Genomic DNA, 14,005 nt, shown 5'->3' on the forward strand with positions numbered 1-14,005 from the left:
ATCGCCGGCGAAATCAACGATGCGTCTGCCGCCATCGTCCGGGGCTGTCGCCCTCGAGCTTCGTGAAGACACGCGTGAAATGGCTTTGATCGACGAACCCGCACATGAATGCGATCTCGGCAAGGCCCAGCGTTCCCGCAAGCAACAACGCCTTCGCCCGTTCGACCCGTTTTCGAACCAGCCATTGGTGTGGTGTAATCCCGGTGGTCCGTCGAAAGGCGCGTGCGAAATAGCCCGGCGACAGTGCGCATTCGCGTGCCAGTTCCGCGATGGTGGGATCGCCATCCAGGTGCGCCGAGATGAAGTCGATTACCCGACGAAGTTGCCAGGGCGACAATCCTCCCGAAACCGGCGCGTCCGGCAGGGTGGCGTTGCCGTATGCCCTCATGACGTGGGCATAAAACGCCAGCGCGACGTGGTCGATGAACAGAGTGCTGCGTTCGTCGGCGCGCTCGACCTGATCGAGGAGAGCGTTGGCCAACCCGTACATCACCCTGTCATAAACGCCCTGACCAGGTGAGATCAGCCCCTTTGTACGCGAAATCCCTTGATCGAAGGCGAGTTCATCGAGTGACGCCTGGGAAATGTAGAATCGGATGATGTCGAACGGTGCGTGGATTTCGGAGACCGGATTGCTGCGCAGGTCGAACAGGAACGTGTCGCCTGGATTCACCTGCTTCGTCAGGTGATGCCGCCCGTCGATCCAGAGATCCACGGCGACCGGCAGAAGCGGAACATGGAGCGAGAACGCATGCTCGGGCGGGACGTTCTTGGCCGGGCCCTGCATCGCCTGCGCGCTCGCCAACCGCGTGAATCCGATCGGCGCAACGGACGCAGTCCGCGCCAGAATCGTCGGAGGCAGACCAATCTTCCGATCACCGCGCTTTCGTAGCTGCCGCCTACAAGGCGCTGCTGCATCGAGCGTACTCCATTCCAAACCGGCAAGGCGCTGTATCCATAGCATACACGGCGGCATGCACGGCACGTGAACGAAAAACGGTCACGCCGCACGATCGAGGATTGTCGCAATATCGACAAACTGCGATCGCGTGGTGGCCACACGCAAATCGGGAAGCTGATATGCGGTCAGCCCTGCATCGGGCCTCCGGTGTTGACGCAGACTGATCCGCGTTTAAGTACGACAGACAAATCTTGCAGGGGGTGGCGACGTTCACTGGGCTGGTTCCCGTTGACGCCACCATTGCAGGACATATGACGATCTCGCCTCACGCGACCTCACGCCGAGCAAAGTCGACTTCGGCCTCGGCGCCCCCTCACCTAGCCATCGTCCTGTTCTCGCTCGCGATGGGCGGCTTTGCGATCGGAACCACCGAATTCGCATCGATGAGCCTGCTGCCGTTTTTCGCGGCCGACCTCCACATCGACGAGCCGACCGCGGGGCACGCCATCAGCGCCTACGCGCTCGGCGTCGTGCTGGGCGCGCCCCTGATTGCGGTGCTCGGCGCGCGCTTCGCCCGCCGCACACAGCTGCTGGTGCTGATGGCCGTGTTCGCGATCGGCAATGCGCTCACCGCGCTTGCACCTGGCTTTGGCTGGATGATCGCGGCGCGCTTTCTGTCGGGCTTGCCGCATGGCGCCTATTTCGGCGTCGCCGCGCTGGTCGCGGCCTCGCTGGTTCCGCAACAGCGCCGCTCGCAGGCGATCGGTCAGGTCATGCTCGGCCTGACCATTGCCACCATCATCGGCGTGCCCCTGGCCAATTGGATCGGCCAGGCCGTCGGCTGGCGCGCGAGCTTTGGCCTCGTGTCGGTGCTTGCGCTGCTCACGGTGCTGCTGTGCGCCCTGTTCGCGCCGCGCGACCAGGCCGGCCGGTCGGATCCGCTGCGCGAGCTCGGCGCTCTCAAGAGCGGCCGCGTCTGGATCACGCTCGCGATCGGCGCCATCGGCTTCGGCGGCATGTTCGCCGTCTACACTTATCTGGCGACGACGCTGATTGAGGTCACCAAGGTGAACGCGGAGGTCATCCCGCTCTTCCTGGCCGTGTTCGGCGTCGGCGCCACGCTCGGCAATCTGTTCGTGCCGCGCTTCGCCGACCGTGCGCTGATGCCGACGGCGGGCATCATCCTGTTGTTCTCGGCAATCGCGCTGCTGGTGTTTCCGCTTGCCGCCGGCAATCCCTGGCTGCTGGCGATCGACGTTTTCGCGATCGGCACCGGCGTCTCGATCGGCGCCATCCTGCAGACGCGGCTGATGGACGTCGCGGGAGACGCACAGGCACTTGCCGCCGCGTTGAACCATTCGGCGTTCAACACCGCCAATGCGCTCGGCCCGTTCCTGGGCGGGCTCGCCATTCGCGAAGGCTTCGGCTGGACCTCCACCGGTCCGGTCGGCGCTGCGCTCGCGCTCCTGGGCTTCCTGATCTGGATCGTCGCCTGGCGCGATGCCAGACCTGCTCCGGTCGATATCACCTCGCCGCACGAGACTGCGCCGCTCGCGCCAGCGTTGGCGCCGGATCGCCGCAGCCGCGCGAGGGATTCTGTGGCGTAAGGGCGACGTGCACTCAGCTTTGCCACGGCGTCTTACGTGACCAGATTCCGACTCGGTCGCCCTAACCGGCCAGCGTGACGATCAAAGGTCCGTTTCGGGTTGCGATCACGGTGTGCTCGAACTGGACGGTCGGCGCTTCGGGGCTGCTGTAGAGCGTCCACGGATCGTCGCCATCCTGGGCCCACTCGGCGCCCAGGGACAGGAACGGCTCGACGGTGAACACCAGGCCGTCGCTCATGACGCGGCGTTCGGAGCGGTCGGGCCATGTTGCGATCTCCGTCGGCTCCTCATGGAGCGACCGGCCGACACCGTGGCTGGCGAGATTCCTGACCAGGCTGTAACCGTTCTTCTGCGCAAAGGTCCCGATGGCCTTGCCGATGCCGGCGATCGGTTTGCCGGCGCCGACCTGCTGCAGACCCGTCCACATCGCCCGCCTACCATCCCTGCAAAGGCGTTCGATCGCGCGGGTCACGGGCGGAACGGCGAACGAGGCGCCCGTGTCCGCAAAGAAGCCGTTCTTCTCGGCTGACACGTCGATATTGACGAGATCGCCGCGCGCGATCCGCCGGTCACCCGGGATGCCGTGAGCGATCTCCTCATTCACGCTGATGCAGGTCGCCCCGGGGAAGTCATAGGCCAGCTCCGGCGCCGAACGGGCGCCTGCGGCCTCCAGGAGCTTTCGTCCGATCTGGTCCAGCTCGCCCGTGGTGATGCCCGGCTCGAGCGCCTTCCCCATCGCCTCCAGGGTATTGGCGACGATGCAGCCTATCTCCTTGAGGCGCGTGAGATCGTTGTCATCAGAGATCGTCATATCAGGGCTCTTTCCGAAAGGACCGGACATAGCGCTTGTGAACCCGGCTTGCAAACGCGAGGGCCGATCTTGAATGTCTACTGCCAGGGTGGCGCGGCCAGCGACGGCGCGATTTCGATGGCCCCCTCCTCACCACGCTGCGCCATGCCGTCACAGAGCGACAAGGCAGCGTCGTCCAATGCCCGGTTCGGCTCGTCCGCCGCGCGCCATGTATCCCATGCCGAGGTCTCGATCCCCGCGAGTGCGAGCAGATCGCGCGCCAAGTTGACGCGGGCAAAGAACAGACCGGGTCGTCGAGCCGTGACCGAGCTGCGCCGGGTCGATGGCGCCGCTGCGGCATCGCTTCCACGCCTCGATGCCCGTGATGAACTCGGTGCGAGGCACATCCGTCGGATCGAAATCGAACTTGAGCAGGCTGCGGTGCAGCTCGTCGAGCTCGGCATCGACCAGCACCCAGCGCTGCGCATCCCGGGCCCAATATTCGCAAACCCAATGATCGTGGAGGGGATGCCCGGTAAAATATTTGCCGAAGCCGCAGCGTAGGCGGGCCGGCCTGCCGTGATGCCGCAGCACAGCGCACATCATCAGCGAAAAGTCCCGGCACGTCGCCAATGCCCTCGACGCACCCGGCCGGGCGATGCTCAGTGGCCCCGGGGCAATCGTCAGAAGTTGCTCCAGGCGCCGGGCCACAGGCAACGTGGCTCGGCTTTGGCCGGAGAAGTCGGCGGGGTCCAATCCCTGCCTCTCGATCCATGCTTCGTGGATCAGGAGGCCCTGCAAGGTGCGGCACAACGCTGCAATGTCCCGCGGCAGGCCACCGATCAGGGTCGCGTAAGCGCCGGGATCGGTGAACACGCTGTGGCTGGCATAACGATCGGGAGTCGCGAGTTCGGTCATTTGCACATGCTGACGAATGCCCGACTGCTCTGCGCCCCAGGCCGACAAGTCCAGGACAGCAACCTTGCCCACCCGGATGTCGGCCAAATAAACACACACCTTGGTGCCACCGCAAGTTGTGAAAGCGCCGATCGTCGCATAGCCTCAGTCTCGATTATGCACTGCGTGGTAGTCGACCGTTTCATGCCCGTCCGTATCCTGCTTCTTATTGTCTCGCTGTTGCTTCCCGGCGCATTGCGTGCAGAAACTCCGGCCGAGAAAGCCGGATTTGTATCGAAGCTCACGATCTATCTTGCCAAGGGAGCTCCCGACGCGTGCGGGCCGGGCTGCGACCGCTGGATCGCCATCGAGGGCCAGATCGATCAGGAGGCCGCGCCGCGCATTCGCCGCTTCCTCGCCGGCGTCAAGGACATGCAGCGTCCGATCTATTTTCATTCGCCCGGCGGCAATGTGGACCAATCCTACGCGATCGGACGGCTGCTGCGCAGCCGCAAGGCGGTCGCGCGCGTCGGCCGGACGATTGTGACGGCATGCGCCTCGGGCACGCAGGTGGACGCTGCCTGCCTGAAGGTCAAGAATACAAGCGGTGAGGTCGAGGCCGAACTCACCACCTACCGCGCCATGTGCAACTCGGCCTGCGGCTTTCTGTTGATCGGAGCGACATCTCGCGAGGTGGCCCCCGACGCCGCAGTGGCGGTGCATAATTCCAGGCTGACGCTCCTTTTTCACGGCAATCCGCCTCCGCAGGTGGTTGCAGAGGCCCGGCGGCGCCGGATCGCGAGCGGCGAGCGCGACCGCACCGCGTTCATCGCGGCAATGGGAATCAGCCGCGAGCTCGATGACCTCATCCAGACAGTGAAGTTCGAAAACCTGCACGTGCTGACGCGGCCGGAGCTCTATCGTTTCGGCATCGACACGCGGCCGCTGGCCGAGACGACGTGGAAGCTGGAGAAGGAAGCGCGGCCGTTCGTCCGCAAGTTCGCGGTGCTGAAGAAGGAGAACGGCACCTCGTTCCGTATGATGGAGTGGCGGCTGTCTTGCGAAAACAGGACGCGGGTGCCGCTGACATTCGCGGGCGAGATCGACGAGGCGACCGCCGGCAAGAGCACGATCCTGATGACGGCGGATGCCGAAGCGGGCAAGCAGGCCGGAGGATCTCCGGTGCGGTCCGGCAAGTACGAGGTCTGGCGCGGCAGCACCGACGCCGACACGGTCAAGGCAATGCTGGCGTCCCGCGTCCTGCATGTCCGCGAAACCACGACAATGCCGGACGACAAGACCGACACGACGAAATTCGACATCGACATGACGGGTCTGACTGCGGCGTGGACGCAGCTCAAATCATCCTGCGCTCTGTCGACGCTCAACCCGATCGGCCCCTGGCCGGCCACGGTGCCGAACCTCGGCACCACGCCGCCGACGGCACCGACGGCACCGACGCCGTAAGCTGCCTAGAACCTGTCCCTTGCGATTTAACGACCAATGGGTCTATATATCAACAATGAACCGCCAGACTCCCGCGCCATTGCCCCGCGGCCGCCCCCGAAGTTTCGACATGGACGCCGCTGTCGAACGCGCGATGAATGTGTTCTGGTCGCACGGCTATCACGCCACGGCGCTGCCGGACCTTCTTCGTGCGACGAAGCTCTCGCGCGGCAGCCTTTACGCCGCGTTCGGTGACAAGCACTCGCTGTTCTTGCTGGCGCTCGACCGTTACATTGCCATTGCTTTGACACGGATGGATATCGAACTTGACCCCCGCAGAGAGCCGGTCGACGGCCTGCGGGCCTACCTTGCCGGCTATGTTGAGCGCAACAGCGGTGCCAATGGTCGGCGCGGATGCCTGCTGGTAGCCACGGCCATGGAACTGGCTGGACGTGATGCCGACGTTGATCGTCGCATCGGGAGCTTCTTCAAAGCCATGGAGGCCAGGGTGGCTGATGCGCTTTCCCGTGCGAAGGCGGCTGGCAAGCTGGCCGATGGTGTCGAGCCTTCGAGTGCCGCCCGAATTCTCGTCTGTTTCGTCGAGGGCCTGCGGGTGGTCGGTAAAACGGCACCGACACGGATCATTTCGCAAGCGACCGTTGACGCTTTTCTCGACCGCTTCATCAGGTAGACAAACCATGGACGTTTCCGCTGTTCGCACGCCTATATCTAGACCGAATGGTCTTGAAAAGAACGATGCCATGTCTGCCATTCAGATCGTCTGCGCGGTGGTCGTCCCCTTGCTCTGGGGTTATCAATTTGTGGCGATCAAAGTTGGCGTTATGGAGTTTCCGCCGCTCTTCTTCCTCGCATTGCGCTTCCTGGCCATGGCGCTGTTGCTTGTTCCCTTTGTCAAAAGGCCCACACGTCAGCAGTTTGGCCCGATCGCAGCGATTTCGTTTTTCCTTGGTGGACTGAACTTCGGGCTCTTCTATGTTGGCCTCGGCCTCGGCTCGGGAAGCATGTCGGCCGTCGCAATTCAACTCGCCACGCCCTTCACCGTCCTGCTGGCCTGGCCGCTGCTCGCGGAGCGGCCGTCTCTCACCACGTCTGCCGGCGTGGCACTTGCCTTCGCCGGTGTGGTGGTGTTGGCGGCGGAGCCTGGCCTGTCGGCAAACGCGCTTCCGCTGCTGCTTGTGGTCGGGGCAGCCTTCGCGTTCGCGGTGTCCAACGTCTTGACGAAGCGCTACGGCCCTTTTGATCCCCTGATGTTGATGGGGTGGTCGTCGCTGCTCACGGTGCCGCAGGTCATGGTGATGTCGCTGCTGCTTGAACATGGACAGCTGGCGAGCCTTGCCACGGCGGATCAACGCGGTTGGCTGGCACTCGCCTACACGATCTTCATCGGAGGAATTGTCGGGTTTGGCCTTTGGTTCTGGCTGATCGCCCGTTGCTCCATGGGCCGCGTCGCGCCCTTCGGTCTGCTGCTTCCGGTGTTCGCCCTGATGTCGAGCGTAGTGTTCCTCGGCGACCGCGTGACGCCGAAGTTGATTGCCGGTGGGCTGCTCGCGATCGCGGGCGTCGCCATGACGCAACTGAGACCGGGTGTTCGCATAACCTAGACCGGCGTGTAGATCACAAGCTTCGTAAGTGCGCCGACGGGGCCCCCCGTCGCAATCGGCCCGGACCGGAAAATACCGTCGAGGAGTCCGGTAGCGGACAGACATCGAGCGATCGGGAGCGCTAAATTTCCTTCAAGGCTGTCCGGCGCCTGGTCCGCGCGAGTTTACGGTCATGAAGAGACGGCGACGATCCGAACCGCACACATTTGAAAGCTATATTGCCGCCTCCAAAGCGCGTCTCGAGGCAGAGGCCTCTCAGCTTTCGGACGGTCCTGAACGAGAGTATCTGCGCGAAAAGATCAGACAGCTCGAGACTGCTGCCGCCATGAACACGTTGTTGTCTGCCGACAGGTAACCGCCATGTCCACCGGCCAACCCGACGCACCTTCGCCCCTCAGGAAACAGGCCACGGACGCGCTCCGCAGGGCACGAAAATTGCCGGTTGGGCATGCGAGAAACGATCTGAGGCAAATGGCGATGGGGCTGCTCTGGCTCGAGCGGCGCGGCGCGCCGGAGACGGTGCGGCGGGTCGAGGCGGCGTTCCGCGAAATCGGAAAGACGGGCTGAGGCCGTTATGTCGAAACCAGATCCCGAGCTGTTGCCGATACGTCCACGGTGCCCCAAATGTCAGATGCGGATGATCAGCACCGACGTGGTCGTCGAGGCCAATGGTTTCGAGGACAGAACCCTCCAGTGCATCGGTTGCGGACATATCGAAACCAGGCGAACGGCCACCGGTCCTCTGGTATCGCCGCCTGCCGTGGCCGGGACCAAGGGTTTCAGGTGAGGGTTGCCTCATGCTCCAGCAGGGTCTCGTAGCACTCGCAGGACAATAGCCTCAGTGCGTCCCGATCCAGGATTTTGATGACGCCGCGCGCATATGTGATCACGCCCTTGTCTTGCATCCTGCGCGCGACTTCCGTGACGGAGGTCCTGCGGACGCCCAGCATTTCGGCGAGCAGTTCCTGGGTCAGGGCAACCGTATCGCTCGCGGCGCGATCGGAGGATTGCAGCAGCCAGCGGCAGAAGCGCTCGTCGACCTGATGCAGCGCATTGCAGGCGGCGGTGATGCGGGCCTGCGTCAGCATGACTTCGTTGTAGCGCACGCACAGATCGCGAAGCGCATCGCTGGTACCGACCGCTTTCCTGAACGGCGCCGCACCGATCTTGCTGAGCTGAAGCGGCAACTGGACGACCACGCGAACGAGCGACGTGTATAGACCCAGTCCGGCCATTGCACCGACCACGCCTTCGCGCCCGACCGTCGCGGTTTCGATTGCCTTGCCGTCCCGCATCACCGCGAGCATCGAGAGCATGCCATTGTGAGGGAAATAAACGTGGTCGACCTCGGCGCCGGCCTCGTAGATGACTTCGCCTTGCACCAACGACCTCGTCACCAAATGCGGCTCGAGCGCGTCGAAATCCTTGCGTGGCAACGACGCAAGTAGCCTGTTATCCAGCGAACTGGGCGAAGGTGCGTGCAAATGCGGCTTTCGGCCCGATCGGTCGGGCGTGATACCGCAGGGGGATGATTGCGCACTCCGAGGGGGCGCTCCGCGGGGATTTGCCTGATACTAGGATCGGCACAAGCCCTTGTCGGTCCGGTATCCGTCTTGGGCCAGTCTTCGGCCATTTCCGCGGATACTCCCGTAAATATAGTCCTTTCTGGCGCGTTGGTGTGAACTATTCGCGTCTCCAATCTCCATATGTACGTTGCACGACAAAGCCGCGCCAGCTGCGCGCAACTGGAGCGGGCTCGCCGATCAGGAAAAACACCCCTGCTCGGCCATAATTTGCCTCGGGGCCGGAACTAACGACGGAATTCGTTGTTCGTTCACGTGACACCGCCTTTGTTCGGTATCCGACAAAGGAACAGGGTGAAGCGCATCTGCCCGAGGAAGCGGGCACACCGGCGCATTCTGCGATATTGCCGAGGAAGCCACGTCATGCAGCATCACGCCTGCACTCGACCCCTCGTGCTCGTTGTCGAGGACGAGGTTCTGCTGCGGTGGACGGCCGCCGAAGCCCTTCAGGAGGCGGGGTTTGACGTTGTCGAGGCCGGCAGTGCAACCGAAGCCATCTCGATACTCGAAAAGCGATCGGATATCCGCGCGGTCTTTACCGATATTCAGATGCCAGGCTCGATCGACGGCCTGAAGCTTGCCCACCTCATCAGCTTCCGTTGGCCGCCCATCAGGATCATCGCCACGTCCGGTCAGGTCAAATTGCGCGACGACGACTTACCGCAGGGCGGGCGCTATCTGCGAAAGCCGTATCCCGTGGCCGACCTCACCGACCTGCTGGGCGAGATGATGGGAAAATGAAAACATGGCGCCGGCGTTGCGCCTCGGTTTGTCGGTCATCCTCAGGAGCAGCATGTTGCGACCGTCCTCCCTGGGCCGATCGAACGCGAAGACCTCCTCGGCGGTGACACGCTCTGCATTGCGAACATTGATGGATAGCTTCAGTCCGACGCCGTCTTTGCCGAGATCGTCCGGCTGGTACGGGTTCCTTGACCGGTATCCAAACGATAGAGGGCGGCGGCACCGCCGGCCAGGACGAGCGGGATGACGAGGATCGCGAGAATGTTCGTTCTGCTCACGAAAGCCTCCGGCGGATGAGATGTCGAGCCATCAATCGACCGCGCGCATACGAGGTTCCGTGAAATTTTCAAGACCGCTGCGCGGCCTTCATCCTCGGACCGAAATGCGGCCGCACGCGGAACTTCTCCCCATCGCGCTACTTTGAAATCGAATCACGAAAGCGCCCTTCATGAACACAGAAACGGAACTCAAATTTCAGGTTGCGCCACGAAAGCTGGCATCCTTGTTGCGGAACGGCAGTGGGCGGCGCCATCGGTCCGAGCAAACGCTGGTGTCGAATTACTACGATACGAGCAAGCACAAGCTCAGACGAAATGGCCTCACGCTTCGGGTCCGCAAGATCGAAGACCGCTACGTACAAACCGTGAAGGCGAGCGGCATGGGGAGCGTGACGCGTGGCGAATGGGAGCATGAGGTCAGCGGCGCAAAGCCTGACCTCAAGCAAATGAAAAATACCGCGCTCGAGCGCGTGGCCACCAAAAAACTGCCTCGCAAGCTCAGGTCGGTGTTTCAGACCGACGTGCATCGGACGGCTGAGGAACGGCGGGTCCGCAGGAGCCGGATCGAGCTTGCGGTCGACCGCGGCCGGATCGGCGCCGGCCGTCGCTCGCGACCTATCGCCGAGCTTGAACTTGAGCTGAAGTCCGGGCACGTCGCAGATCTGTTTCGTTTGGCGCGAGATATCGAACGCAAGACGGGCGCGGAGCTTGATCTGCGCTCGAAATCCGAGCGAGGTTACCAGCTCCTCGCGCGAGAGGGCGAAGGCGCACAACGCGCCGAGCCGATCGGATTGAAGCACGAGCTTTCACCGCAAGATGCCTTCCGTGTGATCGCCCATTCGACGCTTCGGCACATCACCGCCAACGCCGATCCAGTGCGCAAGATGGACTCCGAAGGAGTCCATCAGATGCGGGTCGGCCTGCGGCGGCTGCGAGCGGCCATCTCGCTCTTCGACGACATCCTGCTGCGCGCGAGCACGGCCCGGATCAAGGCTGAACTCAAATGGCTTACGGGCGAGCTCGCGCCGGCGCGAGAAATCGACGTTTTCCTGAAGGAGAGCATTCAGCCGATTGCCGACCAGGACGTCCCGAAACGCGGCTCTCGCGCAATCCGGAAGGAGTTTTCCAGGCAGCGAACGGCGGCCTTCCGGCGCGCCCGTGACGCGGTCGATTCGGCCCGTTACCGCCGCCTTTTGATTGATGCGGCCGAGTGGATAGACCGCGAACGCCCCCGCAGCGCTGATGATCGAACCATCGCCGCCTATGCCGGGGCCGTGCTCGACCGGCGGGTGAAGAAGGCGCGAAAGCAAGGCAAGCAGCTGAGCGACCTCGATCCAGGGCAGCGCCACAAATTGCGGATCAAGATCAAGAAAATCCGCTATGCCGTCGACTTCTTCAGAAACCTCTACCGGGATCGCGACCAGGACGAGCTCGCCGGCCTTTCCGACCGGCTGAAGCGGATTCAATCCGCCTTGGGATCGTTGAACGATTTCGCGGCGCATCGCGAGTTGGCGACCGAGGCCGCGTTGTCGGCGCCTCCCGCGAACCGCCGCGCACAGGCTTTTGCATCGGGATTCATCGTGGGCCAGGAACGCGAGGCGGCTCAGGACTTGATCGCGGACGCATCGAAGCAGCTGCACAGATTGCGTCGCCTGAGTATCGAACCGGGCAAGTGACTTTTGGAGCACCGCCGTGGGCTCCTCTGCCACGGGCGATCCTGACAGCTCTTGGGTTCCCGACCTCCAAACTGCCAAGCTCTGCCGATCTCGCGCTCGTCCCACCGCTTGACGAATTCCGGGCTGCCACAGCACTGATCCAAGCCCCTCTGGCGGACGTATACGGGATGACGGCAATTTCGGAGAGCACGATGGCCTATGTGGTCGGCTATATCACCGCGCTGATCGCCTTTGGCGCGATCGACGTCATCTGGCTGAGCTTGGTGGGGCCTGCGCTCTATCGTCCGACGCTTGGCGATATCCTGCTGACCGATCTCCGGGTGGTCCCAGCCGTGACGTTCTATGCGATTTATCCCATTGGACTTCTCGCCTTCGCCGTCATGCCGGGACTGAAGTCGGATTCAATGGCCTCCGTCGCCGGGTTGGCCGCGCTGTTCGGAGCGATCGCCTACGCCACCTACGACCTGACCAATTTTGCAACGCTGCGCAATTGGACGCTGCAGATTACGGCGCTCGACATCGCCTACGGCGCGGCGGCCTCCGCTTTTGCAGCCTTCGTCAGCTTTCTCGTCGTTCGCGCCGTTGCGCACGACTGAAGGCTCAGGCTGGACGTGTCGGCGACAGCCGATAGTGGCCGACTTGCCACTCCTCGCCGCCGGCGTGACCAAACAGGCCGATGGTGGCGAGAAAGAACAAGCGCCATCGCCGCTGCCAAAGACGCGCGTCCTTGCCGTAGACCTGTCTCAGCACCTCGAAAATTTCGGCTCGATATCGATCGTAATTGGCCAGCCAGTCCCGGGCCGTCTTTGCGTAATGCCGGCCGTTCCACTGCCACTCGGCATCCACGATGAAGAGATCCTCAAACTGCCGGATCAGCCGGTAGCTCGGCATGATGCCGCCGGTGAAGAAATGCTGCGCAATCCAGTCCGCGCGGTTCTCAGGCGAAAACCGATAAGACCCGTATTTGTGGGTGAAGATGTGAAGGAACAGCAGGCCTTCGGGAGCCAACGCAGCGCGCAGGCGCGTCAGCAGCAGCCGCCAATTGAGCATGTGCTCGAACATCTCCACGGAGACGATTCGGTCGAATTGGCCCTGGGGCACGAATTCGTTCATGTCGGCTGTGATCACCGACAGGTTGCGAATGTTGGCCGCACCGGCCTGGCGTAGGATGAACTCCCGCTGCGAGGCCGAATTCGACACCGACGTGATGCGCGAATTGGGATAGCGCCGCGCCATCCACAGAGACAACGAGCCCCAGCCGCAACCCAGTTCGAGAACATCCTGCCCATCCGCCAATTTTGCGTGCTCGGCAGTCATATCCAGCGCGCGCGCTTCAGCCTGCGACAGCGTGTCGAGATCGTCGCCATAGAAGCAGCTGGAGTATTTTCGTTGTGGGCCCAGTATCAGCTCGAAGAACCGCGCGGGAATCTCGTAATGCTGGGCATTGGCTTCAGCGGTGTTGGTCGCAATCGGAAGCGCGGCAATCTCACGGGCGAAACTCGCGTCCGAACAGCGCGAGGATTGCGCCAGGTCACGCTGCGTGCATTCGACCAGGCGAGTGATGACCGCTGCGCTGACGCTGTCCGGCCACGGCAACGCTTCGCCGAGTCGGATCGCGATCTCCGTCAATGTCAAACTAGCCTCCCGTCGATGTCTTCCGCGGCCCGAGAAAGAATACGTTCGTTGCCGTCTGGTACTTCCGAAATGCATCGCCCCGACTGGCCAGCATGTGTTCTTTCAGCGGCGGAATGCCGGAGACATAGACGAGCAGCCAGTACATGCAGAGCGGGGCAACAAGCGCAAAATAGCCCCAGAGGTCGCTTCCCGTGGGATCGATGGCCAGAACGGGATAGGCGAGCCAGCCGAGCCATTCGAAGAAGTAGTTTGGATGACGCGACCACCTCCACAGCCCGACGTCGCAAATCCTCCCTTCGTTGCCTGGGTCATGTCGGAATCGGCGCAGCTGCTCGTCAGCGGCGGCTTCCCCGGCGATGGCCACGACAAAAATCAGAAGAGCGGTCGCGGCTTGCACCGGATGGACCGGACCGGGCGCGGCTGCCGCGAGCCACATCGACAGCGCGAGTGGAATGCTGACGAGTGCCTGCTTTTGCAACAACCCGAGCATGCGCGATGTTGCGTCGGCGCCCCACTCCCGAATGAGCTTGGCATAGCGCGGATCATCCGTGATGCCCCGCGTGCGGCGCGCAATGTGCGACCCGAGCCGGAGCGCCCAGATCGCCGCCATTGCCGCGACGAGGACGCTCTGAAGCTGCATCGGCTTGACCGTCACGGCGCCGGCAAAGCCGACCAGGCCAAGCCCGAATGTCCAGATGGTGTCGACCCATCCCGAATTACGCGACCCGCGCCAGACCAGCCAGGCGGCGGTCATGATGATCGAGAGCGCCGCCGAGACGCCGATCAGACCGATGATGAATGTTGAAGCGGTCATTCAGCAGCTCAGCCA

Annotated in this window: 14 protein-coding genes; 7 read left to right on the top strand and 7 right to left on the bottom strand. The window is 63.0% G+C overall.

Annotated features, from left to right (window positions below; genetic code table 11):
• Window positions 1-13: 13 nt before the first annotated feature.
• Window positions 14-805 carry an AraC family transcriptional regulator gene (locus IVB29_RS09280; RefSeq protein ID WP_247503098.1) on the bottom strand — a complete coding sequence of 264 codons (792 nt, stop codon included), beginning with the start codon at window positions 803-805 and terminating at the stop codon, window positions 14-16.
• Window positions 806-1,212: 407 nt separating this feature from the next.
• Here IVB29_RS09280 and IVB29_RS09285 point away from each other — a divergent pair, with 407 nt between their 5' ends.
• Window positions 1,213-2,508, top strand: coding sequence for an MFS transporter (locus tag IVB29_RS09285; protein WP_247503099.1), 1,296 nt, complete (start codon window positions 1,213-1,215; stop codon window positions 2,506-2,508).
• A 61-nt stretch (window positions 2,509-2,569) separates the two neighbouring features.
• Here IVB29_RS09285 and map read toward each other — a convergent pair whose 3' ends face one another.
• Both map and IVB29_RS09295 read right to left on the bottom strand, forming a co-directional pair.
• The gene (map, locus tag IVB29_RS09290) at window positions 2,570-3,319 is read right to left on the bottom strand and encodes a type I methionyl aminopeptidase (RefSeq protein ID WP_247503100.1); all 750 of its coding nucleotides are present in this window, start codon (window positions 3,317-3,319) and stop codon (window positions 2,570-2,572) included.
• Window positions 3,320-3,469: 150 nt separating this feature from the next.
• Window positions 3,470-4,303, bottom strand: a complete 834-nt coding sequence (locus tag IVB29_RS09295) for a transglutaminase-like domain-containing protein (RefSeq protein WP_247503101.1) — start codon at window positions 4,301-4,303, stop codon at window positions 3,470-3,472.
• Window positions 4,304-4,399: 96 nt separating this feature from the next.
• Here IVB29_RS09295 and IVB29_RS09300 point away from each other — a divergent pair, with 96 nt between their 5' ends.
• From IVB29_RS09300 to IVB29_RS09310, 3 genes are all read left to right on the top strand, one after another.
• On the top strand, window positions 4,400-5,662 hold the full coding sequence (locus IVB29_RS09300; protein WP_247503102.1) for a hypothetical protein: 1,263 nt from the start codon (window positions 4,400-4,402) through the stop codon (window positions 5,660-5,662).
• Between the two features lie 109 nt (window positions 5,663-5,771).
• A complete protein-coding gene (locus tag IVB29_RS09305; protein ID WP_247503103.1) occupies window positions 5,772-6,332 on the top strand; it encodes a TetR/AcrR family transcriptional regulator in 561 nt (186 codons plus the stop codon).
• Window positions 6,333-6,402: 70 nt separating this feature from the next.
• Entirely contained in the window at window positions 6,403-7,263 is an 861-nt protein-coding gene (locus IVB29_RS09310) for an EamA family transporter (RefSeq protein WP_247503104.1), read from the top strand.
• A gap of 779 nt (window positions 7,264-8,042) precedes the next feature.
• Here the strand turns inward: IVB29_RS09310 and IVB29_RS09315 are convergent.
• Window positions 8,043-8,660 carry a Crp/Fnr family transcriptional regulator gene (locus IVB29_RS09315; RefSeq protein ID WP_247503105.1) on the bottom strand — a complete coding sequence of 206 codons (618 nt, stop codon included), beginning with the start codon at window positions 8,658-8,660 and terminating at the stop codon, window positions 8,043-8,045.
• A gap of 549 nt (window positions 8,661-9,209) precedes the next feature.
• Here IVB29_RS09315 and IVB29_RS09320 point away from each other — a divergent pair.
• Window positions 9,210-9,587, top strand: coding sequence for a response regulator (locus IVB29_RS09320; protein WP_247503106.1), 378 nt, complete (start codon window positions 9,210-9,212; stop codon window positions 9,585-9,587).
• A 140-nt stretch (window positions 9,588-9,727) separates the two neighbouring features.
• Here IVB29_RS09320 and IVB29_RS09325 read toward each other — a convergent pair whose 3' ends face one another.
• Window positions 9,728-9,865: a hypothetical protein gene (locus tag IVB29_RS09325; protein WP_247503107.1), complete on the bottom strand. Its 138-nt coding sequence runs from the start codon at window positions 9,863-9,865 to the stop codon at window positions 9,728-9,730.
• Window positions 9,866-10,035: 170 nt separating this feature from the next.
• Between IVB29_RS09325 and IVB29_RS09330 the strand changes: the two genes are divergently transcribed.
• Both IVB29_RS09330 and IVB29_RS09335 read left to right on the top strand, forming a co-directional pair.
• Window positions 10,036-11,541 carry a CYTH and CHAD domain-containing protein gene (locus tag IVB29_RS09330; RefSeq protein WP_247503108.1) on the top strand — a complete coding sequence of 502 codons (1,506 nt, stop codon included), beginning with the start codon at window positions 10,036-10,038 and terminating at the stop codon, window positions 11,539-11,541.
• A 167-nt stretch (window positions 11,542-11,708) separates the two neighbouring features.
• Window positions 11,709-12,137, top strand: coding sequence for a DUF2177 family protein (locus IVB29_RS09335; protein ID WP_346731273.1), 429 nt, complete (start codon window positions 11,709-11,711; stop codon window positions 12,135-12,137).
• 4 nt (window positions 12,138-12,141) lie between these two features.
• Here IVB29_RS09335 and IVB29_RS09340 read toward each other — a convergent pair whose 3' ends face one another.
• On the bottom strand, window positions 12,142-13,176 hold the full coding sequence (locus tag IVB29_RS09340; protein WP_247503109.1) for a cyclopropane-fatty-acyl-phospholipid synthase family protein: 1,035 nt from the start codon (window positions 13,174-13,176) through the stop codon (window positions 12,142-12,144).
• A 1-nt stretch (window position 13,177) separates the two neighbouring features.
• Window positions 13,178-13,990 carry a DUF1295 domain-containing protein gene (locus IVB29_RS09345; protein WP_247503110.1) on the bottom strand — a complete coding sequence of 271 codons (813 nt, stop codon included), beginning with the start codon at window positions 13,988-13,990 and terminating at the stop codon, window positions 13,178-13,180.
• Between the last annotated feature and the right edge of the window lie 15 nt (window positions 13,991-14,005).

Origin of the sequence: Bradyrhizobium sp. 1 (assembly GCF_023073315.1) — a bacterium.
Lineage (GTDB): Bacteria > Pseudomonadota > Alphaproteobacteria > Rhizobiales > Xanthobacteraceae > Bradyrhizobium.

Bases quoted from the DNA above. Each gene is read 5' to 3' on its own strand.
- IVB29_RS09285 (WP_247503099.1), top strand. From the start codon at position 1,213: ATGACGATCTCGCCTCACGCGACCTCACGCCGAGCAAAGTCGACTTCG.
- map (WP_247503100.1), bottom strand. From the start codon at position 3,319: ATGACGATCTCTGATGACAACGATCTCACGCGCCTCAAGGAGATAGGC.
- IVB29_RS09300 (WP_247503102.1), top strand. From the start codon at position 4,400: ATGCCCGTCCGTATCCTGCTTCTTATTGTCTCGCTGTTGCTTCCCGGC.
- IVB29_RS09305 (WP_247503103.1), top strand. From the start codon at position 5,772: ATGGACGCCGCTGTCGAACGCGCGATGAATGTGTTCTGGTCGCACGGC.
- IVB29_RS09310 (WP_247503104.1), top strand. From the start codon at position 6,403: ATGTCTGCCATTCAGATCGTCTGCGCGGTGGTCGTCCCCTTGCTCTGG.
- IVB29_RS09320 (WP_247503106.1), top strand. From the start codon at position 9,210: ATGCAGCATCACGCCTGCACTCGACCCCTCGTGCTCGTTGTCGAGGAC.
- IVB29_RS09330 (WP_247503108.1), top strand. From the start codon at position 10,036: ATGAACACAGAAACGGAACTCAAATTTCAGGTTGCGCCACGAAAGCTG.
- IVB29_RS09335 (WP_346731273.1), top strand. From the start codon at position 11,709: ATGACGGCAATTTCGGAGAGCACGATGGCCTATGTGGTCGGCTATATC.
- IVB29_RS09345 (WP_247503110.1), bottom strand. From the start codon at position 13,990: ATGACCGCTTCAACATTCATCATCGGTCTGATCGGCGTCTCGGCGGCG.